The organism is Virgibacillus sp. GM2-2 (genome assembly GCF_055329585.1).
Genome location: NZ_JBUZWC010000001.1, coordinates 622874 through 645056 on the forward strand (window position 1 = coordinate 622874; position 22183 = coordinate 645056).

General features: G+C 36.5%; 27 protein-coding genes and 1 pseudogene. 10 read left to right on the plus strand and 18 right to left on the minus strand.

Features of this window, described 5'->3' with window-relative positions; translation table 11 throughout:
* Window positions 1–80: 80 nt before the first annotated feature.
* The 5 genes from glpK to ACY9Z2_RS02840 form a co-directional block, all read right to left on the minus strand.
* Complete coding sequence (gene glpK / locus ACY9Z2_RS02820; RefSeq protein ID WP_463608082.1) at window positions 81–1571, minus strand: glycerol kinase GlpK; 1491 nt, start codon at window positions 1569–1571, stop codon at window positions 81–83.
* A 122-nt stretch (window positions 1572–1693) separates the two neighbouring features.
* Window positions 1694–3712 carry an alpha/beta fold hydrolase gene (locus tag ACY9Z2_RS02825; RefSeq protein ID WP_463608083.1) on the minus strand — a complete coding sequence of 673 codons (2019 nt, stop codon included), beginning with the start codon at window positions 3710–3712 and terminating at the stop codon, window positions 1694–1696.
* Between the two features lie 252 nt (window positions 3713–3964).
* A complete protein-coding gene (locus ACY9Z2_RS02830) occupies window positions 3965–4498 on the minus strand; it encodes a glycerol-3-phosphate responsive antiterminator (RefSeq protein WP_463608084.1) in 534 nt (177 codons plus the stop codon).
* Between the two features lie 333 nt (window positions 4499–4831).
* Window positions 4832–4978, minus strand: a complete 147-nt coding sequence (locus tag ACY9Z2_RS02835) for a hypothetical protein (RefSeq protein WP_463608085.1) — start codon at window positions 4976–4978, stop codon at window positions 4832–4834.
* Between the two features lie 152 nt (window positions 4979–5130).
* Window positions 5131–6633, minus strand: coding sequence for a malate:quinone oxidoreductase (locus ACY9Z2_RS02840; RefSeq protein ID WP_463608086.1), 1503 nt, complete (start codon window positions 6631–6633; stop codon window positions 5131–5133).
* Between the two features lie 273 nt (window positions 6634–6906).
* On the opposite strand from ACY9Z2_RS02840, the gene ACY9Z2_RS02845 reads away from it, so the two are divergent.
* Both ACY9Z2_RS02845 and ACY9Z2_RS02850 read left to right on the plus strand, forming a co-directional pair.
* Window positions 6907–7083, plus strand: a complete 177-nt coding sequence (locus ACY9Z2_RS02845) for a hypothetical protein (RefSeq protein ID WP_463608087.1) — start codon at window positions 6907–6909, stop codon at window positions 7081–7083.
* 8 nt (window positions 7084–7091) lie between these two features.
* The gene (locus tag ACY9Z2_RS02850; protein WP_463608088.1) at window positions 7092–7217 is read left to right on the plus strand and encodes a DUF6254 family protein; all 126 of its coding nucleotides are present in this window, start codon (window positions 7092–7094) and stop codon (window positions 7215–7217) included.
* 60 nt (window positions 7218–7277) lie between these two features.
* On the opposite strand, the gene csaA is transcribed toward ACY9Z2_RS02850, so the two are convergent.
* Window positions 7278–7610, minus strand: coding sequence for a chaperone CsaA (gene csaA / locus ACY9Z2_RS02855; RefSeq protein ID WP_463608089.1), 333 nt, complete (start codon window positions 7608–7610; stop codon window positions 7278–7280).
* 461 nt (window positions 7611–8071) lie between these two features.
* Here csaA and ACY9Z2_RS02860 point away from each other — a divergent pair, with 461 nt between their 5' ends.
* Both ACY9Z2_RS02860 and ACY9Z2_RS02865 read left to right on the plus strand, forming a co-directional pair.
* Window positions 8072–8821, plus strand: a complete 750-nt coding sequence (locus ACY9Z2_RS02860) for a spr1630 family ClpXP-sensitive toxin (protein WP_463608090.1) — start codon at window positions 8072–8074, stop codon at window positions 8819–8821.
* A 27-nt stretch (window positions 8822–8848) separates the two neighbouring features.
* A complete protein-coding gene (locus ACY9Z2_RS02865) occupies window positions 8849–10036 on the plus strand; it encodes a spr1629 family repressor/antitoxin (protein ID WP_463608091.1) in 1188 nt (395 codons plus the stop codon).
* A gap of 118 nt (window positions 10037–10154) precedes the next feature.
* Here the strand turns inward: ACY9Z2_RS02865 and ACY9Z2_RS02870 are convergent, their stop codons facing one another.
* Window positions 10155–11609: an RNA-guided endonuclease InsQ/TnpB family protein gene (locus tag ACY9Z2_RS02870; RefSeq protein ID WP_463608092.1), complete on the minus strand. Its 1455-nt coding sequence runs from the start codon at window positions 11607–11609 to the stop codon at window positions 10155–10157.
* A 316-nt stretch (window positions 11610–11925) separates the two neighbouring features.
* On the opposite strand from ACY9Z2_RS02870, the gene ACY9Z2_RS02875 reads away from it, so the two are divergent.
* From ACY9Z2_RS02875 to ACY9Z2_RS02885, 3 genes are all read left to right on the plus strand, one after another.
* Window positions 11926–12474: a DUF488 domain-containing protein gene (locus ACY9Z2_RS02875; RefSeq protein ID WP_463608093.1), complete on the plus strand. Its 549-nt coding sequence runs from the start codon at window positions 11926–11928 to the stop codon at window positions 12472–12474.
* 100 nt (window positions 12475–12574) lie between these two features.
* Window positions 12575–12778 carry a DUF2188 domain-containing protein gene (locus tag ACY9Z2_RS02880; RefSeq protein WP_463608094.1) on the plus strand — a complete coding sequence of 68 codons (204 nt, stop codon included), beginning with the start codon at window positions 12575–12577 and terminating at the stop codon, window positions 12776–12778.
* A gap of 105 nt (window positions 12779–12883) precedes the next feature.
* Window positions 12884–13210 (plus strand): YflT domain-containing protein, encoded by a 327-nt coding sequence (locus ACY9Z2_RS02885; RefSeq protein ID WP_463608095.1) that lies wholly within the window; start codon window positions 12884–12886, stop codon window positions 13208–13210.
* A 121-nt stretch (window positions 13211–13331) separates the two neighbouring features.
* Here ACY9Z2_RS02885 and ACY9Z2_RS02890 read toward each other — a convergent pair whose 3' ends face one another.
* Window positions 13332–14084 carry a PRC-barrel domain containing protein gene (locus tag ACY9Z2_RS02890; RefSeq protein ID WP_463608096.1) on the minus strand — a complete coding sequence of 251 codons (753 nt, stop codon included), beginning with the start codon at window positions 14082–14084 and terminating at the stop codon, window positions 13332–13334.
* Window positions 14085–14234: 150 nt separating this feature from the next.
* On the opposite strand from ACY9Z2_RS02890, the gene ACY9Z2_RS02895 reads away from it, so the two are divergent.
* The 3 genes from ACY9Z2_RS02895 to ACY9Z2_RS02905 are packed head-to-tail and all read left to right on the plus strand — an operon-like array spanning window position 14235 to window position 15674.
* Window positions 14235–14861, plus strand: coding sequence for a class I SAM-dependent methyltransferase (locus tag ACY9Z2_RS02895; protein ID WP_463608097.1), 627 nt, complete (start codon window positions 14235–14237; stop codon window positions 14859–14861).
* 29 nt (window positions 14862–14890) lie between these two features.
* Window positions 14891–15265: a DoxX family protein gene (locus ACY9Z2_RS02900; RefSeq protein ID WP_463608098.1), complete on the plus strand. Its 375-nt coding sequence runs from the start codon at window positions 14891–14893 to the stop codon at window positions 15263–15265.
* Between the two features lie 58 nt (window positions 15266–15323).
* The gene (locus ACY9Z2_RS02905; RefSeq protein WP_463608099.1) at window positions 15324–15674 is read left to right on the plus strand and encodes a DUF2200 domain-containing protein; all 351 of its coding nucleotides are present in this window, start codon (window positions 15324–15326) and stop codon (window positions 15672–15674) included.
* A gap of 181 nt (window positions 15675–15855) precedes the next feature.
* On the opposite strand, the pseudogene ACY9Z2_RS02910 reads toward ACY9Z2_RS02905, so the two are convergent.
* The 10 genes and pseudogenes from ACY9Z2_RS02910 to ACY9Z2_RS02955 form a co-directional block, all read right to left on the minus strand.
* Window positions 15856–16080 (minus strand): annotated as a pseudogene (locus ACY9Z2_RS02910) (VOC family protein); the annotation flags it as partial.
* Between the two features lie 127 nt (window positions 16081–16207).
* The gene (locus ACY9Z2_RS02915) at window positions 16208–17326 is read right to left on the minus strand and encodes an RNA-guided endonuclease TnpB family protein (RefSeq protein WP_463608100.1); all 1119 of its coding nucleotides are present in this window, start codon (window positions 17324–17326) and stop codon (window positions 16208–16210) included.
* A gap of 242 nt (window positions 17327–17568) precedes the next feature.
* Entirely contained in the window at window positions 17569–18000 is a 432-nt protein-coding gene (locus ACY9Z2_RS02920; RefSeq protein WP_463608101.1) for an SRPBCC family protein, read from the minus strand.
* A 155-nt stretch (window positions 18001–18155) separates the two neighbouring features.
* Entirely contained in the window at window positions 18156–18743 is a 588-nt protein-coding gene (locus tag ACY9Z2_RS02925) for a TetR/AcrR family transcriptional regulator (RefSeq protein ID WP_463608102.1), read from the minus strand.
* Between the two features lie 13 nt (window positions 18744–18756).
* Entirely contained in the window at window positions 18757–19539 is a 783-nt protein-coding gene (locus ACY9Z2_RS02930) for a DNA alkylation repair protein (protein WP_463608103.1), read from the minus strand.
* 6 nt (window positions 19540–19545) lie between these two features.
* Window positions 19546–19968 (minus strand): VOC family protein, encoded by a 423-nt coding sequence (locus ACY9Z2_RS02935; RefSeq protein ID WP_463608104.1) that lies wholly within the window; start codon window positions 19966–19968, stop codon window positions 19546–19548.
* Between the two features lie 163 nt (window positions 19969–20131).
* Window positions 20132–20794, minus strand: coding sequence for a hypothetical protein (locus tag ACY9Z2_RS02940; protein ID WP_463608105.1), 663 nt, complete (start codon window positions 20792–20794; stop codon window positions 20132–20134).
* A 107-nt stretch (window positions 20795–20901) separates the two neighbouring features.
* Window positions 20902–21036, minus strand: a complete 135-nt coding sequence (locus tag ACY9Z2_RS02945) for a hypothetical protein (RefSeq protein WP_463608106.1) — start codon at window positions 21034–21036, stop codon at window positions 20902–20904.
* Between the two features lie 94 nt (window positions 21037–21130).
* Window positions 21131–21610: a hypothetical protein gene (locus ACY9Z2_RS02950; protein ID WP_463608107.1), complete on the minus strand. Its 480-nt coding sequence runs from the start codon at window positions 21608–21610 to the stop codon at window positions 21131–21133.
* A gap of 97 nt (window positions 21611–21707) precedes the next feature.
* The gene (locus ACY9Z2_RS02955; RefSeq protein ID WP_463608108.1) at window positions 21708–21881 is read right to left on the minus strand and encodes a hypothetical protein; all 174 of its coding nucleotides are present in this window, start codon (window positions 21879–21881) and stop codon (window positions 21708–21710) included.
* Window positions 21882–22183 lie beyond the last annotated feature (302 nt).

The following is a 22183-nucleotide window of genomic DNA, read 5'->3' on the forward strand; positions in this document are numbered from 1 at the left end:
GTCCTTTCGGGTAATTGAGTAACTTGCTCAACCTCAATTTTACTTGATGAAAGGTGGTTGGACAAATGGAATACAAAAGATCATTTATATTCTCTTGTTGCAGCAACTGCTTTCTTCCAGCCATTGTATAGTTCCTCACTTTTAACTTTAGAGATTTTTCTTGAGAATGTACGTCCCCCTTTCCAATTTTCAGTAATCTCTTCTATATTCGACCAGTATCCTACCGCTAGCCCAGCAAGGAATGCAGCACCTGCCGCTGTTGTTTCATTAACAACAGGAAGATCAACTGGAACACCTAAAATATCACTCTGAAATTGCATTAAGAAATTATTTTTAACTACTCCACCGTCCACGCGAAGAGATTTCAAGTTAATTCCCGAGTCTGCAACCATTGCATCCAAAACGTCCCTTGTTTGATATGCCAATGATTCAAGTGTTGCACGAATGAAAACTTCTTTTGTTGTTCCACGGGTTAAGCCGAACACAGCCCCTCGAGCATCACTGTCCCAATACGGCGTTCCCAAACCAACAAATGCTGGAACAAAATATACACCTTCCGAAGAATCAATTTTTATAGCATATCTTTCACTTTCTGGTGCATTATTAATAATTCGTAAACCATCGCGTAACCATTGAATTGCAGAACCAGCTACAAAAACGCTTCCCTCTAAAGCGTATTCTACCTTCCCATTTATCCCCCAAGCTAAAGTAGTAAGTAAACCATGTTTCGATTTAACACCTTCATCACCAGTATTCATTAACATAAAACTACCAGTTCCGTAAGTACTTTTAACCATTCCCTTTTCAAAGCACGCTTGTCCAAATAAAGCTGCCTGTTGATCGCCCGCAATCCCCGCAATTGGGACGTTGTAACCAAAGAAATGATAATCTACCGTATTTGCATATACTTCTGATGATTGACGTACTTCAGGAAGCATACTTTTTGGAACCGTTAAAATTTCAAGTAGTTCATCATCCCATTTCAAATCATAAATATTGAACATTAATGTACGGGAGGCATTTGAATAATCGGTTACATGAGCCTTTCCACCCGATAACTTGTAGACTAACCAGGTATCGATTGTACCGAATAGTAAGTTATTGTTATTTGCCTTTTCTCTAGCACCCTCCACATGGTCAAGGATCCACTTTACCTTAGTACCAGAAAAGTATGGATCCAAAAGCAGTCCAGTTTTTTTATTAAATAAGTCATTGTAACCCTTTTCTCTTAATTCACGGCAAATATCTTCTGTTTGTCGGGATTGCCAGACAATTGCTTTGTAAATTGGTTTTCCACTGTTTTTTTCCCAAACAACCGTTGTTTCACGTTGATTTGTAATTCCTATACTAACTATATTCTCTGGCGTAATATCTGCCTTGCGTAGAACTTCGGCAATACAGGCAAGAATAGAAGTCCAGATTTCATTTGCATCGTGCTCCACCCAACCTGGCTTTGAGAAGAACTGCTCGAATTCTTGCTGTGCAGTTTCTACGACCTCTCCTTTCTGATTGAATAAAATAGCACGAGAACTTGTTGTACCTTGGTCAAGAGCTAAGATAAATTTTTCCATACAGCTTTCATCTCCAAAAAAAGTTTGTAACATGAATAGTCGGTATAAAAGAAACCATAAAAAAGAGTCAAGGGCCTTTACCCTTGCTCTTTTTATTGGCTTCTATTACAAGTTAAAAACGATTAAAAATTTGTATAAAGCGCTGAATTTGCTAATGTTATTAATGTTATAAGTAGAGTATTTAGGAAAGCTGCAACATAAACGTTTCCAGTTTTTCTATATAGGAATCTATTATAGATAGCGGCAACTGTCAACAGTGGTACGAGAGCAATCACAAGAATGGAAGACAGAGCCTGTTCAGGATATCCTGCTGTTCCAGTTATAAACAATAATCCATAGTGATAACCCAGGTAAAGGATTAAACCACCTACGAAATGAAAAATAGAAATTATATATCCCTTAATCCCTTCGTACTTAGCTCCAGTAGTATTCATATTGGCCGAAATACCGATGGTAAAGTAGAAAATATAGAATAACGGTGCATATTTTAGTAAAGCTATCAGATGTTGTTCTTCAAATGTCTTTACAGCGATTGTCCAAATACGGAAATCTGTTGCGAAAACAGCATCAACGATATAAAGGATTGCATATCCAATTACAATTGATACGACAGCCACGATGAGGGATGCAAAAACACTCTTCGCACTTGCCTTCACACCATAATTAGCAATTGTTGCCCCTTCTGTTTTTTTAGAAACATAGTGATTGCAGACCAGCATCATTACTATTACGATTGCTACATTAATGGCCCAGTAGGCAATTGGATTGGTTGTTGGTGATGCAAAAAACTCTGTTGTAGCAATGAATTTATCCTGAAATCTTAAGAATATATATTGAATCAGACTTAAAATTAGCATAATCATCGAGCATGCTTTAATCGTTTTATCAGTTTTCTTTAAATAGGAGTAGATCAAGAAAATAGCTGATGAGGCAATCAATATCATGCTAATTTGTCTTAATAACCTCATTCCGGTAACGTCTCCACTATACAATGCAGCAAAAAATAACGCAGGGAACAAACCACCAATAATAATCAAAATATAATTTGCTAACTTACCACCATTTGTTTTCGGTGTTGGTAGTGGTTCTGGTTTTTTCGTATAAATGTTCTTAAAAAATGGTAACTTCGATAATAATAGAATAAGTGGAATAAAGAGTAAAAAGAATCCAATTAAAGCAACAAACTCGGAGTACTCTTTATACATCCATGTTTGACCTTTTTCATCAAGTGACACAACGTCACTATAATTAGCAAATGCCATACCATAAAAATCAATTGCATAGCCTGTAGATTCTGTTGAAAAGTGATTCCACGGGTGAATCTCATTAGGCTGATAGATTATCCTTTTTCCACCATCAACCTCATAAACTTCTCCAGCTTCTGGATTTTCTGGATTACCTAAAAAACCTTGTCCTTCTTCTGTGCCAACGTAATTTTTCTTCACAACCGTTGCTCCAGTAGCACTTGCTTCTGCATCAAAGAAAAATTCATCATATTGACCGGCAACTTTTCCGGAAAATCTTGGCCCATAAGAATTATTAATATCCTCATCGCTGTATCCAATCGTATTCAACCATGAATAATCGGATCCCATAGTCAATGAAGCGTGTATTTTTCTAATACCCGTTTTTTGAAAGTCTTTTTCATCTAACATGACTGCATGAGTTGAAGAAAAACCGCCCATTGAGTGTCCCGAAACAGCAATAATTCCGTTGCCATTTTCATCCTTCAACACATAGTCTTGTTCATACATATATTGAACAGCATCATAGATGGAATGTGGCCAAAAAGATAGGAATGGCACTTTTTTCTCCATTGTGCCTGTTGAATGACCATGTGCATATTGATCCAATGCTAAAACCACAAATCCTCTTTTTGACATCTCTATAGCCTGAGCATCCTGCATCTCAGCAGAGTTAAGATACCCATGTGTTGTTACGAGAGTTGGCCTCGGTTCTTGATCAGCACCATCTGGTTTATACAACAGACCAGAAAGTTCACCCCTAGGCGTATCAAAATAAATTCGTGAAACGTCCACTTCCCCACTAGAACTGTTAAATTGATATGCAGATACACTTCCTACCAAAATTAACAGTAAAGAAATCACTACCCATACGACTGGATTCTTTAGACTTTTCATATTATCCCCCTTTTTCATTAATAAATTTTGTGCATAAACCATATAGGTTCTATTACCAATAATAGACATGAAGGCACTACTATAATCGTCTATTAAATTCATAAAAAAAGACACATGAAATACCCTTGAATACAATAATCCAAGGACCCCAATGTGTCTCCTAAGTCTCTTCACAAAATTATTAACTTTAAAATTAGTATAATAGTTATTGAAAACGTTGTCAATATATGATGTTATCAAATCGTTAGATAATTACCAAAGTTCTCTATTTGAGGTTGTAACCGCAAAAGCTCCACCTTTAAACGCTTTTACTACGTCCTCTTTTGAACGGATTAATCCACCAGCAATAACAGGAATATCAGTCTCATCATGAATTTCTTTCATAATCTCTGGAACGATACCAGGTAAAACCTCGATGTAGTCCGGTTGAATTCTTCTACAAACCTTTAAATTATGATCAAGTGCATGACTATCTAGTGCAAATAAACGTAGAATGCCAATTTTATGATTTTTTTTAGCAGTCCCAACAACCTTTACCCTTGTTGAAATAATCCCATCTACTTTTACATTATTAATCAAATATTCAATTCCGTAATCGTCTACTTTTAACCCTTGTACAAGATCTGCATGTATTAACACCTTTTTCTTATGTTGCTTGGCATACTTAACCATACTTTCAACCTGAGAAAGGCGTGTCTCTAAAAAAATGACATATTTATGATCTGTCTCAAGAACTGCCTCGAAATCCTTCATATTACGAACTGCCGGTATTACGCTACTAAACAAATAATCACCCCAGAATAGATCTATTATATTACTTTGCCATAGATAGTTAAATCTAAGAATTACTTGCGCACTTTGAGAAAAAATCTTCAATAAATAGGTTGAAGGTTTTATTATTTTAAATGATATACTAACTAAAAGCTATTTAATATCTTCTTTTTTATATTGCTTACCTCAAGTTTTCTTTCAAAACTCGATAAATCGACTTTGATGAATTTTAGGTTCAACATTCTTGTGGTTTAAAAATAGACGTCAAAAAAGCGTTATCCAGTAAGCGAAATTTAATAATACACATAAAAACACCCGGATTTAATCCAAGTGCCTTTATGTTAACATTTATTCATCATTTACTTCGCCGTCACCAAGTTCGTCCTCTTCTTCAATATCTTCTATTTGTTCTCCCTCATCCGGCGCTTCTTCTCCACAACCCGCTAACGAGAAAACGGAAAAGGTTAAAACAAACATTAATAATAACTTTTTCATTTTTTGAACCTCCTTTTCCTTAGTAATTTCCCAGCTATATTTGTAATATGTAATTTTTTGAAGAAAGAGGATCGTTGTGACAGGTGTTTTTCAACCAAACTAAAACCCCTTCGAACCTATTATAGTTCAAAGGGGTTTGTTTATTTTTATTCTTAATTAGATACAACTTCCTTCTCACTCAAACCAAGTGCCTTCGCAGTAGACGCATGAATCTCTTTAAACAACTCTGGATTGTCTACTAATGACTTACCGTAAGAAGGGATCATTTCCTTTATTTTTGGCTCCCATTCTTTCAATTGCTCTGGGAAGCATTTTGCAAAAATCTCAAGCATTACATGTACGGCAGTGGACGCACCAGGAGATGCACCAAGTAATGCAGCAATCGATCCGTCTTCTGCACTGACAAGTTCCGTACCAAATTGAAGCGTGCCTTTACCGCCTGCTTCAGTATCCTTGATAACTTGGACACGTTGACCTGCTACCACGACATCCCAATCCTCGCTCTTAGCAGTCGGAATAAACTCGCGTAGGTCATCCATTCGCTTTTCATTCGACAACATAACCTGCTGAACCAGATACTTTGTTAATCCCATTTCTTTAGCACCTGCAGCTAACATCGTTACAAGGTTATCGGGCTTTACTGAACCTATTAAATCGAAATAAGAGCCAGTTTTTAGGAACTTCGGCGAGAAGCCAGCAAATGGTCCGAATAATAATGATTGTTTGCCATCGATGTATCGTGTATCAAGATGTGGAACAGACATTGGTGGAGCTCCAACTTTAGCTTTACCATATACTTTTCCAAAATGTTGTTCGATAACCTCTTGATTGTTACATACCATGAATAGTCCGCTTACCGGAAATCCGCCATAATGCTTTGATTCAGGAATACCGGTTTTTTGTAGTAAAGGTAGTGCGCCTCCACCAGCTCCGATAAAGAGGAATTTTGTAGTATGGTATTCGATTTTACCGCCATCGATATCATGTACTTTAATTTCCCATTTTCCGTCACTTGTACGTTTAATATTCTCAACACTATGCTTGTAGTTTACTTCGACATTTTCATTCTCCAAGTGATCAAACATCTTGCGCGTCAACGCACCGAAATTCACATCTGTACCAGAATCGATTTTTGTAGCAGCTATCGGCTCAACTGATGTACGGCCTTCCATAATGAGCGGAATCCATTCCTTCAGTGTTTCCGGATCATCGGAAAATTCCATCCCTTCAAATAAAGGATTGTTAGATAATGCCTCAAAACGTTTTTTCAAGTATGCTACATTGTCCGCGCCTTGCACCATACTGATGTGAGGTAACGGCATAATAAAGTCTTGTGGGTTATCCATCAGCTTGCTGTTTACAAGGTGAGCCCAAAACTGTCTAGAAAGCTGAAATTGTTCATTAACTTTTATTGCTTTGTTACAATCAATAGACCCATCAGGTTTTTGCGATGTATAGTTCAACTCACACAATGCAGAATGGCCAGTACCTGCGTTATTCCACTCGTTCGAGCTTTCTTCCCCTGCTCTATCGAGTTTCTCAAACACAGTAATGTCCCAGTCTGGTGCTAATTCCTTCAACAATGATCCCAAAGTCGCACTCATAACTCCAGCACCAATTAAGATAACGTCTGTTTCTCTAGGTAACTTGCTCATATATTAACCATCCTTAAAACATTTAATTTACCAAAAAGGTGTAGGCGTAAGCTAGTCTTACACCGTATCCATTATACTCCTCTTTATAGTGTATCACAATTTTTTTAAGTATGGCTTAATAAAAGTTGATATTTGTGCTGTAAAAATGGAGAAAAAAATTGTCACCCTGGATAATGTTCACATTAGAGCCATCAATTCCATCTAGATATGATCACTATGTACGAATATTTCATGTCCCTTGTCCTATACTAAAGCAAAAAAGGAGGAAGATTTATGGCTAAACGTACAAAGAAAAATGACCCACAGCAAAAGAATAAAAAAGGTTTTGATTCCAGTAAAACGGATTCGGAATTCTCTAATGAATTTGGTAGTGCAAATGCAAATCGGGCACACAAAAATAGAGCAAAAAAAGAAAGAGCTTCAAAGCAAAAAGCTAACGAAAAGGAGTAGTTGTAAATATGTCTAAACCGAAACGACAACAAGAACGACAATGGAGAGGTAGAAAAGAATCACAAAACCCACACGGAAAAGTAAAATCTTTTGAGCAGCTAGCTGATGAAAAAAAGAGGGATGAAAACAAGTAATCATAAAATAATTCAAAAGAAAGCAGTGGAGGCGCACACCACTGCTTTACTTACAATATATTACGATACGCTTGTTCCATTCTTAACGTGTTCATCAGGCTTCAAGAGAACGACATCTCCATCTTCAGGAACCCCACCTATTACCAATACCTCCGATTTAAAACCGGCAATTCGCATTGGTGGAAAATTAACAACGCCTACCACCTGACGTCCAGAAAGTTGTTCCGGATCATATCTACGTGTAATTTGAGCAGATGAATATTTGATGCCAATCTCTTCTCCAAAATCGATTTCTAATTTTATAGCTGGCTTTCTCGCTTCAGGAAAAGGTGTTGCATTTATGATTGTGCCAATACGAATATCTAGATTTTGAAAGTCTTCAATCTCAGCCATTTAATTTAACCACCTTTGTACAATTTTTGCCCGCTAAATCTTCCTAAGTTCACGTTTGTGACAGATAAAAAGAATAACTAACAAACTTGGCTTATCGCCACGCTTTAATGGCGAAAGCCTTAATTGTCATTATACTAATACCCACAAAACTTATGGTTCCTATCGGTTAAAAAAATTCTCGAGGATCTTCTTTACCAAGTTTACTATCCTTTTTATCCATTATTAAGATTTCTATACTTTTGTGGAAACATTCCTTCCCAATTAACAAACTTTTATATACATTATAATTCGAAGCAAAGCTGTAATAAAGGATTTGAGAAAAGAAGTAAGAAAAACAAATAAAACTATAAAAAAATGTCAATTTATCACCAATACTTTAAGAATATGAAAAAAAATCATATCTTTTTGATTCTATTTGAATTAAAATAATATGTAAGATAAATTTTAGGAGTTGGTGGTTAATGGAACAGTACAAATTTGATGCAATAGATAGCAAAGTTATTGTTAACTCCATCGTTGAAGGGTATAGAGATTATGTGGATCATCGTAAGGATCGTCATAATAACATGAAAATCAGCTCTGCCTTTGCTTGGACTAAAGGAAATTTTATTGAAAGCAAAATTGCTGATAATAGTGATGATCTTAATTTATTTTACAAGAAGGCAAAGGCAGGGTTAACATGGGATTACTTGCAATTTATTCATGGTGAAACTAAGAAACTATTCCTTATCAAAAATGCTGCTTATTTTAATGAAAATAGTTTCTCACAAGCTGTTTTACCCAATAAAAATAAAAAGCGGGGACCTAAACGCACTTATCTTCATGAACTCTCAAAAATAAATCAACACATTGAATTTGCAAATTTTGTTCATCGCCAAGAGGATTCGTTTAAACAAAGTGAGCAACTTTCGTGGTTTGTTCCAGAGAACCAAGTAAAAGATGAACTTGAAGAAATTCAATCATCCTTTAATGAATTTCATATTCTTACCTACAGAATTGATGAAGCTTATCAAATTTCCGAGGTCATGCATTATTTACCTAACCCGGAAGATAATATAGCATATAAAATAGAAGATCTATCACAATACATTTCTGGTTCCGAATTAACTGATGAAGAACGAGAAGTAATTGCTCCAGAACAAGAAAATGAGATAATCGATCCTGCGGCATTTGATATAGGGATCTTTGATGATGAAGAAGAAAGTAATTAGATCTTTTGATAGATAAGGGGGAGCATAATGTTTATTGGTGAAAATTTAACGAACCTCCGTATTTTGCATGGGTATTCACGAAAACAGCTCTCTGATGTTTTAAATATAACAGAACAAGCAGTTTGGCAATACGAGAATAATTATACCTCACCTAAGATGCAGATTGTAAATGATTTAAAAGCTATTTTTCATGTCAAGAGTAAATATTTTTATAAAACAGATGTACTTAATCGGTACTATAAACCAGAAAATATTCCAGTTATGAACATTGCATACCGTTCAAAAGTATTGAATGTAATATCCAAAACACAGGCTGAAGCTAAGCATATTGAATTCTTAGACAGCTTTGTTAACTATTTAACTGCCAAAATATCTTATCCTACACAAAAAATTATTCATTTGAGAAACAAAGTAATTGATTACTTAAATTCTTCTGTTGAAGACAGGTCAGTACAAATTTATAACATTGCCAAGGTTGCACGTAAAGAACTAGGGCTTGGCAATAATACAAATGATAATTTAATGTTTTTAGTTGAAAAAAGTGGTGTATTTATTTTTGAAAAAGCTATCGGAGAAGAAATTGATGCGTATAGTTTATGGACAAATCAAGATCGACCATTTGTTATCTTAGGCAATTTAAAACGTTCAGCTGTTCGTAGAAATTTTGATATAGCACATGAACTTGGTCATTTGCTCCTTCACTACAAAGTTGAATTTACTAATTTAGACCGAAAAGAGCATAAAGCAATTGAGAAGGAAGCAAATCTGTTTGCTGGAGCATTTCTTTTACCTGATAAATCATTTATAGAGGATATGCAAACGGTTATTCATGTGACAAATCCAGATGCTTATATTGATCTAAAGTTAAAATGGAAAACATCATTGCAAGTATTAGGGTATCGCGCAGCTAATTTAGGTATATTAGATGCAAAAAATCATCGCAATTTTTACGCCGCCCTACATCGAAAAGGCTATCTAAAAAGAGAACCATTAGACGAAACATTACCTATCCAAAAACCGCAAAAGGTAAAATCAATTATTGACTTAGTTGCCAAAAAAAGTATGATTGATATTCGTCAAATGATTGAAAACGATTGGATGGTTGAGGTACCTTTTTTTCATCAAATAACAGGTATTGATTTGGGTTTTCTTAAAAACTACATGGTGATTGAACAAGATTTTGAGCTAGTTAATGTTAAGGATATTAGCAAATGATACTCCCCATGGATAAATCCAGGGGTTTCAGTGGAATACAGATAAAATACTGCATTGTCCGACTGAGGGGCGACCACAAGCCCCCTTACACATCAGGCTAGATAGCCTTCAGCTTTGCTTATTGGATGCGTACTCGTTTTGGTGACAGAAGGAAATCTTTCCGTCCTAATGTGCCGAATGGGCTATCAATGCCGCAATGCTTCCGCAGGATATTAAACGCAGCGTTGATATCCGCATTGATTTGAACCTTCGTTCCTTTCACCCGATAAAAGGCGCGACAAATACGGCGTCCAGAAAAGATTATTCCGTTCTTCTCACCGTTATAGACGGGAATTGGGTCCACACTTAAGAAACACGCTTTCGACGTGTAGCTTTCTTCCCGCGTCACGACTTGAATGCCAACCGATTCCGCTTTATACGTGATCATCGTGATCAGCTTCGTGAATGGAAGTTGAATGAATGTCTGCTTGTCAGCTTTCCGCATCTTGACCTTCGCCTTCCATTTGTCGTTCTTTCCAATGATAATCGTGTCGATTCCTCGTTCGATTGCTATGTCGACAATCGCACGGCTTGCTTTATGCATGTAGTCGGTGACGCGGTACGCTCGTTTGCGATCTAAGTTTATCAGTTTCCTTGAAATGTATTGCCCTTCTTTTTCCTGCAGTCCGTTCCGTAAGATTCGAACCATTCCCGCCCGTTCTTTGTTGTACCGGTGATTGATGGATTTCAACACCTTGCCCTTGACAATGACAGGCTGACCGCCTGTATTATCTGCAATGGCTGCAAGGTTATCAACACCAATATCCACTCCCATGATCCGTTTCGGAGCAAAGAGAAAATCGTTCTTGTTATCTTTCGGCCGCACCAATGCCTTTTCGTCGGTTTTCTTGAAAATCAATTCGACCACATAGCGTCCGTAAAACGGCACGATGCGTACTTGCTGCAAACGACCTTTCGTTTCAGCTAGTTTTCCGATATGGAGCCGTTTTTTGGTCTTCGGCAACTTCAATGTGTGATTGGATGCTATTCTAGCTGTCTGGTTAGTCAGAACGCACACCGTCCGTCCGTCTTTCTTCTTATAGCGAGGAATTTTTGGTCGTCCTGTGTACTTCTCCGGATGCAAGTTGTAATCCTTGATCGCTTCATAGAACGAGGACCAGTCTTCCAATACCTTTTTGATGACGTGCTGATTCGTTTGTGCTGAGAGCGCCCGGTAGTCCGATTGTTTCATGGCTTTGAAAAGCCCGTCCAAAAGACCGTAGCCAAGTGTCTTTTTCACTTCGGATGGTGGGGTAAACAAATGAAGCTTTACTGATTCATCGTCTGGACTCTTCGCTTTCCTTTTCTCGAAATTCGCCTGTTTTATCGCATTCATCAACGGAAGATGGTAAGTGATAGCATCCATGACCTCTTGCTGATTGGCATTTGATGTCCTGTTTCGCATAGCAGTGAACACCTGTCGATAGTAGAAGTTCGTCGTATTGTACAAGTTTTTCGCTTGAAAGCACAGCGAATCAAAATAGGAAAAGAGCTCATGGTTTTCGTGGATTTCGATCTTATAGGCACTATACATGATATCACCCCATCAAAGAACGTTTGTTCCCTTTTATGCAAGTATACCTCATACAAGAATCGAAAGCTAGTTTAAACCATCACGGCTTCTATCCCCATACATAAATGCAGGGGTTTTACGCCATTTTTGACAAAAGTTTAAATACAATTCCCACCCTTTTTGGAGTTAGCAAGAGTCTAAAAAGGGTGGGAATTTCACATTCAAAACCACTAAAACACACCAGGTAAATTACATGTATTCCTATTACCTGATTGGTACATCAACTGTTTCTTAATGCTATTCGTCGGGTAATTGGATAGTTAAGAGGTGAAAGGAAATGCAACTCTACACAATTGGTCACTCATCCCATACAAAAGAAACATTTTTAAAAATGCTCGAATATGTGAATCTTGATGTTCTAATTGATGTTCGTACATTTCCAGGCAGTCGTAAGTTTCCGCAATTTTCCCAGAATGCAATGCCAGATTGGTTACACAAGGCTGGAGTGGAATATCAACATATACCGAAGCTGGGTGGCCGTAGAAATAAATCAGAAGAAATCGGTGTAAATTTAAATGATGGCTGGAATAACCAGTCGTTTCATAATTATGCTGATTACACCCTCACAAAGCCTTTCCAGGAAGGGATCAACATACTCAGTGAATATACCTCAAAAAATAGCACCGCCATTTTTTGTGCTGAGCGACATCCAGCACGTTGCCATCGTTTGATCATTAGTAACTGGCTCACAGCAAATGGGTGGAACGTAAAACACATCATAGACCAAAGCAATAATCAAATTGACGTAATTAATCATGAACTTGGAAAGTGGGGAGCCATGCCAATTATCGAAAAAAATGGAACTGTTGTCTACCCAAAACTTTAAACCCGATAAGATTAATAGCATGTTTGCGACGTTAATTTTATGGGGAATAATTTTTTATGAAACAATTAATTCCACTTAAAAACAAAAAGGAGTTTTCATGATGAAAAATTACAGTATAGCACCAAATAAAGATGCGACAGCATGGTTTATCAAACTCGAGGATGTTGCCGTAGCGGAAGAATATGATAATTTAGATGAGGCAATTGAAGCTGGGGAACGTATTGCAGAGGAACACAAGCCAAGTAAACTAACTATATTAAACAAATACCATGAAGAGGAAGAAACACGGAAATTTGAGGATTAAGTAAAAAAGAAGGATTAAGTTTGGTTTTAAGTTTGAAGTCTGAACATGCGGGAACATTCATTACGAAGGAACACCACATTATTTTTACACAAGGAGGACGATCCAATGAAACCAATGGTTAAGGAATTTCAAGATGACACAGCATTAATGCAAGAAGTTAAAACACAATCTGCTAAGGGTGTTATGAAAGAAAACTTGTATGTCATTTCTCATGATGACGATCGTACCGATAGAGTAGCAGATAATGTGGAGGCAAATACGGTTGGTGTTAATGAAGAAGGATTAGGATCTGCTGTCAGCAATATCTTTCGTAAAAAAGGTGATGAGTTGCGCGCCAAATTTAAAGAACTTGGGTTCGATCAAGCTGAAGCTAATGATTTAGAAGAAAAGCTAGACCACGGAAAAATATTATTGTTAATTGACGATAAATAATGTAGTGGTTACTGAACAAAAACTATAAAAGAATTCAAATACTAAAGCGATTCATATTGAAACAATACTATTTCAATATGAATCGCTTTTTCTTCTTACAGAAACTATTACCGCTCATTATCTACTTATCCCAATAAGGTGATTTTCCATAATTGCTGTAGAGATTTTCTTCGTAGACCCTTGTGATCGGTGCATCAGGATCATATTCTGGAGCATTTTTAACCGAATTCTGATCGAGAGAAACGTGAACTGTACTGTCGTTCCATCTTACACTAGTTATCCAGGCCGGAGAAACAAGTACTTTTTTTCCAGACCGCCAGTTTTTTGTGTCAACGATAATATAGCGAATGTTCCATGTTTCATCATCTATTAGGAAACTTTCAACGTGGCCGATTCCTCCATCTGATGCCTGGATTTCATATCCCTTTATCTCGGAAGTACTTCTTAAATGGGAGCTTTCCAAATCCTCATTTTGCTCTGGGGTAAGTTGCGGCAGTTCTTCCCTCAGTAAATGAGGCGGATACATGCCTGGTCCCCAAGTACCTTGACCAGCCCAATAATTTCCCCAACCGTAGAATTGGTTTAATCTTAACTCCTGTTCTCTAGAAACCGGTTTATCCGTATCGATATCAGGACTATCTTTTACTTGATCTTTTGTTAGATTAACAGAGACATGCTCTTCTTCATGATTGACCGCATTGACAGATATTGGTGAGATCAACACCTTCCGACCCGGGAGCCATTTACGCGTATCAGCCACAAGGTAGCGAATAGACCATTTCTCATCATCAAATAAAAAAGCATGCGTTTTCCCTAATTCCCCATCACTAGCATTTATTTTGTATCCATGAATTTTCTTTTCATTGTGAAACATTAATGTTACCTCCTTGTAATAATCCGAATATATTTGACGCTTCCCGGTTTATAGAATGATAAACGTTTTACTAGTAACGAATCAGATTAGTTGAATAAGGAAATTTTACTAGTGTAGGATTGATACAATATAGACAAAAGGAGACTTAACATGGAATTCTGGGAATCAAGTTTTATTGAAAAACAAACGATGTGGGGTTTTGAACCTACAGATTCTGCAATTTTAACAAAGGATTTTTTCCTTAAAGAGAATGTGAAAGACATACTCCTACCAGGGATCGGATATGGAAGAAATGCAAAGATTTTTATTGAAAACGGAATAGATGTTACAGGTATTGAAATTTCAAAAACAGCGATTGATTTAGCGAGAGAAAATGGTCTAGGTATTGATATTTTTCATGGTTCCGTAACAAATATGCCTTTTGATAACAAACTTTATGACGGTATATTTTGCCATGCACTAATTCATTTATTGGATAATCGTGAGAGAGAGCAGTTTATTAAAAAATGCTATAATCAATTAAAGCCGAATGGTTATATGATTTTTACAACGGTTTCCCAAAAGGCTCCAATGTTTGGGAAGGGTAAACAATTAGATAAGGACTATTTTGAAATTATGGAAGGCGTAAAAATGTTCTTTTATGATGCAAATTCCATAAAACAAGAATTTGGAGAATATGGATTGGTGGAATTTACAGAAATTGACGAGCCAAATAAGGACAAGAAAAATAAACCTCCAATAAACTTTATACTTGTAAAATGTAAGAAAGAATCATAGTAAGAGGAATTACAAAAGGGGGCATACATATGAGATTGTTTTTCCGCATACTCTATTCAATTATCTTATTCGGAGCTGGTGTCTTGCATTTTGTCCATGAACAAAGCTTCCGTAGGATTGTCCCAAAAGCACTTCCCTTTAGGCGGGCCATCGTTCTAGTCACAGGAGCTTTTGAAATGGCCTTTTCTGTCTTGCTTTGGGTGAAAAAAGGACAGGAACTCACAGGGAAACTATTAGCATTTTTTATGGTCGCTGTTTTTCCAGGTAATGTATATATGGCTGTGAAAAGAATATCATTCCAGCCGGGAAAACAAGCAAATCCTTGGATTCTATGGTTGCGTTTACCGTTACAACTTCCACTGATAATTGGGGCGTTAAAGCTTGGAAGAACAGATAACGAATAGGCAGTTAAGGTTTAGTGTTCTCTAAATAAGCTAATGGAAAAATGAAGGAGTGTGTATTATGCCGAAACATAAAATTTATACAATGAGTGTTGCAAGTGTCTATCCCCACTATATTACGAAAGCAGAGAAAAAAGGGCGTACAAAATCAGAAGTCGATGAAATCATCCGTTGGTTGACCGGATATAGCCAAGAAGAGTTAGAAGCACAACTGGAAAAACAAACAGACTTTGAGACCTTCTTTGCGGAAGCTCCCCAAATGAATCCCGCGCGTGATTTGATCAAAGGGGTAATCTGTGGCATTCGAGTAGAAGATATTGAAGAACCAACCATGCAGGAAATTCGCTATTTAGATAAGCTAATTGATGAGTTAGCAAAAGGAAAAAAGATGGAGAAGATTTTGCGGAAATAATAGTTAAATACGGAGAAAAACTGATTCCATTTTTAAACTCGAAATAGTAATGCGATATGAATAACGAAGGGCTAGTTCCTCAGTTCTTTTCCTGAGAAGCTAGCCTTTTCCATGTACAGTAATCAAGGTTAACCAACAATATGGTCAAATCAACTTCCCAAACGCGCCCTCTCCAAAGCACCTATATCGCAATTTTCTTCATTTTCAGCATTGCTTCAGATGCTCGACGCGCTTCATCCTTTGGCCCCTTAAACAAAACCTCTTCCATGTTATCCGGAACGATTTGCCATGATACACCAAACTTATCCTTCACCCAACCACATTGTTTCGCTTCAGGCACGGCAGAAAGCTTGTCCCAGTAAGAATCAATCTCTTCTTGATTCTTACAATTTACAATGAAAGAAAATGCTTCAGTGAACTACCCACCACTTATCGACCTAACGATCTGATTGAAGTGGGGGCTTCTTGGATAATAGCCACTTTTGATAGCTGACTAAATTGACCAAGCTAACCCTCTTGTTCCAAGAGTTGTTTCATTCGTATAATGCTAACAAGCGAATTCCTTCTTTTTTTATATTGCGTGCTGCATTGTAATCCCTATCCATTTTGTTACCACAAGCACATTGATAGGTACGTTCGGACAATGCTATGTCTTGCACACTTCCACAACCTGAACATGTTTTCGTAGACGGAAACCATTTATCTATTTTGATCAGTTGTTTTCCTTGTTCTTTTAGCTTGTAATGTAGGAAGGAAGTGAACATTCCCCAACCATTGTCTGCCACACTTTTACCAAACTTTAGAGCTTGTGACATACCTTTCATGTCCAAATCTTCAATTACAATTGCATCATAACTTGACACCAAATCCTTGGACCTATGATGGAGATAATTTTTTCGTTGGTTTGCTACTTTTTCTTGTAGTCTAGCCACCTTAACTCGTTGTTTATTCCAATTTGAAGAACCCTTTTTTTTACGGGAGAATTTTCGTTGTTCCTTTGCTAATTTATCTAACATTTGACGATAGAAACGTGGGTAATTGGCTTTCTTACCTGTTTCACTGTCAACGAATAGCCCATCCATCGAAAAATCTAGTCCGACAATCGTTTTTACTTGTTTTTGTATAACATCCTTTTCGTATTCAGTCAAAATAGATATATAATACTTTCCTGAGGCATTTACAGAAATCGTACACGATTTAATGATATATTCAGCCGGGATTTCACGATGCTGTTTTAACTTAACTTTTTTTAGTTTAGGTAACTTGATATGATCCTTCGATAATGCAATGTTTCCATTTACTACATTTGTTGTGTATTTTTGTTGATGACGCTTACATTTGAACTTTGGAAATTTCGCACTGCCTTTGAAGAAATTTTGGTAAGCTGATTGAAGGTGCATTTGCGCATTAGCTAACGCTAAAGAGTCCACTTCTTTCAGCCATTCAAATTCATTTTTGTATTTAGCAGGTGTCGGGAACTTTTGTTTTTTTAGTTGTTCTTTATCTTCTTTAAATGCTTCATAAATTTCTATTCGTTCTGCTAACATTTTGTTATAAACAAATCGTACACATCCAAAAGTTTTGCGAATCAAAAAAGCTTGTTCTTCCGTTGGGTACAAACGAAATTTATACGCTTTATTTTGTTTTACCATATCAAATCACCAAATCTCACTAAGGGGAATGTATGTTCTGTTATTTAATTATACTACGTAACTTAGGGGGCTGCAATACATTTTGGCTACGCCAACTGAAATTCATCTCCCCCTTATCGTTGGTCTACGCCTTTCACTCGATTGAAGAGGAAGACTGCTATTCTATCGTTTTCCAAAACTAAATTAGTTGCCCTTATACTGACCATAAAAACTTATGCTTTCCTGTCCGTGTAAAATAGACACTAACCTTCTTGTGTTTCACTATATTTTTTAAAATTGTCCAAGATAGACTGCCAGCCCGTTTGCTGCATCTCAATGGAATTGGTGTCTTCCGCTTCGAAAGTTTCCACTACCTTTGTGTCATTGTCCTGACCAACAAAGGCAATTTCAACCTTTCTTCCGTCCCCCATCGTATAAGAAATAAACGCATGCTGTCTCACATCATCATAAACGCCAGAAAAATCGAACCCGAAGCTACCGTCCTTCGCTTCCATTCGTGTCAGAAATTTACCGCCAACACGTAAATCGTTCTCTGCAACTGGAGCATGCCAGTCATCAGAAGCATTAGACCATTGCTTTATGTGTTCTGGTTCCGTCCAATATTCCCATACCCTTTCAACTGGTGCATGAACTGTGGCTTCAACCGTTATTGTTTCTTTCTTACCTGTTTCCATTGTTAACACCTCGCTATTTTAGATTTAAGTTAATCATATATGTAGATGTTGTAATATTCAATATAAATATGTAGATCATTGTTTTACATAAAAAAGCTACAATTATAAATGGTTTCCTTTTAATTTTTCGAAGTCGTTCTCCCAACTATATTGTCTTACTTATTTTTCAAACCTTCTAACAAGTTCTGTAAAACAATCATCGCTTCTTCTATTACGTCTTTCTGATCATGGTGATCAGCAATCCATAATATTGCTTCATTCATTGCACCAGAAAGACAACGCGTCATTGCATCTACAGAAATAGGCTTTATTAGATTCTCCCTCTGCATCAACAGTAATTGTTCCTTTAGTGAATTCATCGAATATTTTTCATCCATTTTTCGAAAGGTATCCCAACCTAATACAGCTGGTCCGTCAATCAAAAGGATTCGTTGATTATGGGATTCTACTGCCCCTTCGAGAAAAGCTCGACACCCGTTGATTAATTGCTGCCAGCTACTATTACTTTTTGCTGCAGCCGCTTCTACATTATCCCCTACTTCTTTTTGAACCGCTTCAAATACGACGAGAAAAAGCCCTTTTTTGTTTTTAAAATGGTGATATAAAGCACCCCTTGTTAAACCTGCTTCTTTTGCGACCTCATCTAAGGCAACGTTCGCATACCCATACTCAGTAAAATGTTTTCGTGCTATTTCCGTTAAGTCTTGTATAGTTTTCTCTGTTTCTAATTTATTTTTTCTCATGCTGTTACACTCCTCAATCTAATTGATGCAATAACTCCACTGCTTGTTCATCCTTTGATTTTATCAAAGATCTTAATCCATTTTTTATGATTTTAGGATTTATATTATTATTTTCTACTATATATTGATGCATCCAATTAAGTACCATGATGGGATTTTCTTTTGTTAAATCATTAATATGGTTGGCTACAGACTTTTGAACATAGCGGGAGCGGTCATGCATTAATTTCTCCAGTAAATGTAAATTGTTTTGTACATTATCCTTTAATGGAGAGATCTTTTTAGCCCACGGGAGTCTTGGTCGAGTTCCTTCACTCACTAATCGCCTAACGTGTGGGTTAGGATCTTTTATCCAATAGTGAAAACATGCCATACAGCGATCGATATTTGCTATTAAATAAGGACGGATAGCATACTCTGATGTATGTCGTTTTGTAATTTCATACATTGCATGTAAAGATAAATCAACGTGATCCAGTCCATACCTTTCGACAAACAAAGCGACCGGCATGAGAAAATAGCCATTGGTAAACATACCTTTTTCTGTTTTATTTTCTGGCCCTAAAATCTTTAGCAAGATAGCTAAGGATTCCTCATAATCAGTTGGGAGGTGTTGTTTTAATGCGTTCGATATCACCCCAACGCGAGCCTTCAACTCTTTATTTTCTACTTCTCTAGTTACAGATTCTACAAAAGACTTATTGTTAAAACGACAATAATGCGGATGGATTAAATCTGATAGTCGAAGTGCCAATTTCCGATCAAAATAATATTTTAAAGGTACATACTCACTCATGTGATCCTAATCCCACACTTCGTCTTTATATTGCTCTTGAAAGAACTCATCAGGCGGAATAACTGTAATGACATCAATTAACACACCATTAGGATCGCTTGTAATAAAATGTCTTTGACCAAATGCCTCGTTACGTAAATCGAGATGTAAGGAAAGTTGCTTTTCCTTAATCAATTGTTGATACATTTCATCTACATTTTCTACTTCAAAATTAAGTATCAATCCCTGGACAGACTTCCCAAAAGAACTGGGCACGGTTTCATGAGTAGCCTGCAGGATTGCCAATTCATCACCTGTCACTTCTTGCTTCAAACTCACGTACCAATCCGCATCAAAAACAACTGAGAACCCAAAATTCTGTTGGTAGAATGCACTTGTTTCCTTTACTTTATTTGTCATCAATACTGGATAAAAACTGCTAAGCTTCAATTTCTTCACTCCCTTATTATAAGTAACGTTATTTTAACATACATTCAGTATGTATGTAAATATGCATATGCTACTGTGTCTTTCCAATTAAACTCTTCCTAAACTGTTTCCACTGAAACACCTAACTTTATACATTTATAGTTAGTAACCTTGTCGTCTTTAATTATCCAATTTCTCGTGTCATTTTTAAAATTAGTAACATACACTCCTTATATTCATTGTATGCTAGACTGAATTTGTAGAAGGTGTCCTTTTCATAAATTTTTATTCGCTTTAATCTTTCCGTTACGGATTTTATTTGTTTATTAATGACATCATTATCAATTAAATCATTTGCATCTCTTAATATTACAGTTCTTTGAACAATATTAGTCGCTAGTTTATTATGTCTTAACTTTATCAACTCTCTTAATTGGCTATCAGAAGGCTGGAAAAAAGCTTCTTGATTTTCACGTTTGGGTATTCTCAATTCTCCCGTTACGCTTATAGACTTTCTTGATTCCAGAAGTAACCCTAACGCCACTTCTTTTCGACTTTCTGGGGGTATACTTTCGGTCTTTATAGCCACACCTTTTTGACCTTCTAATATATTTTTCTTCGCTTCCACACCTGAAAAGTAATTCTTAAATTCACTTGTGTTAATTGTGATTCCATAGGTTTTAGATGATTTGAATACTTCTGTAGAGTCCTGGTTTTCTTTGCTTTGCGATTCCTGACTTTCTTCGTTTTGTAATTCATCATAATTTTTCTCGTTATTTGAATTAATAAATGTCACACACAAGGCAAGCATCAATAACGCTATTACTGACAAGTATAACTTTTGCATATAACCTCTCCTAAACAAGTAAGACTAAATTTAACTCAAAATGTATTAACCTTCCTTAGAAATGACGATTAGCTCTTGAGTCAGTACGCTCAACTGCTTGCTCTCAGCTAGTTCAACCTATCAGATAAGTATGCTTGGACAGATTTCGGTAGTGCTTGAAACAACTGTCCCTTATATTTGATATCTAAAATACCTGCAGCGAAAAATACAATACCAAATAATAATAAAGTCTGCTTCTTCATTTAAGACCCTCCAATTTGCTCATATTATGCAGATTTTCGACTCACTTGAAACCCCTTTGCTATTGATTAAAAATATCTTCAAGTTTGCAACTCTTTATCTAAGAAAAATATCCAGGACATTAACAGCAAACATAAACGCAATATAAACTAAAACAGGTACCCCTACACTTTTCAATGCATCGATCCATTCATAACTTCTTTTTTTACTTAACATTTTATCAATCACTAGAAAAATAACGCATGCCGATAAACTATACCATAGTAGTATCAAGCCAAAAATTAAATGGAGAACGATTGAGACATAAAATTCAATTGGTTTTTTTGTATAGTTTGATACAGAAAAAGCTACAAAATCACTAATTGTAGAAGTTATTGTCCCGTATACTAAAATAACTGGATAGATATATAAAAGGTATCCAGGAACAGCAATTGCGAATGTCTGAAGGAAATCTCCCAATGCGTTCGGTCTTTGCCCAAAGGGATTAGGTTCAATTAGAGCTAATAGAACAGCGAATAATATACTTGAAAACGCGGCTGTTATAACTTTTCTCGATAATACTGTACTATAGTTCAAACCTCTCCCCCCTTTCATACACCTAGTCGTCTTCAAATAACCAACAGCTTAGATTGTTCATCTAATGGAATGACTCCGTCCGGCAAGGTTATATCATCTAGTGAAGACCATCATTGAATGTAATAATAGACCGAGAAATCTGTTCACCATCAGAATGGTTGCTGAATACCCCGGAATTCTGACCTGCTTGGATTACATTTGTAAAAATTCGAAGGGTTGATACTCCCATCATACCAAAGCACAATCCAATTCCACAAACTACCATCAGCATTAAAGGAATTAGAACGATGAACTGCGTATCGGAGTCTTTAGGCTCCCCGTATCAGTAAGACAAGGCGAGGTTTGATAAACAAAAAACTCGCCCCTAATCTAAGGACGAGTTGACTCGCGATACCAACCTAGTTCCGTATATAAATATACAAAAGAACCATATATACACTTGATCAACGTATTTTTTCTAAATGATGGACTGACTTTGGTTTAATATCCTTGTTTGTTACAAGATTTTTATCGTAAAAAGCCTTGTTTATTAATGATATTCTCTAGAGATGTTCTAGCAACTACACTCACTGG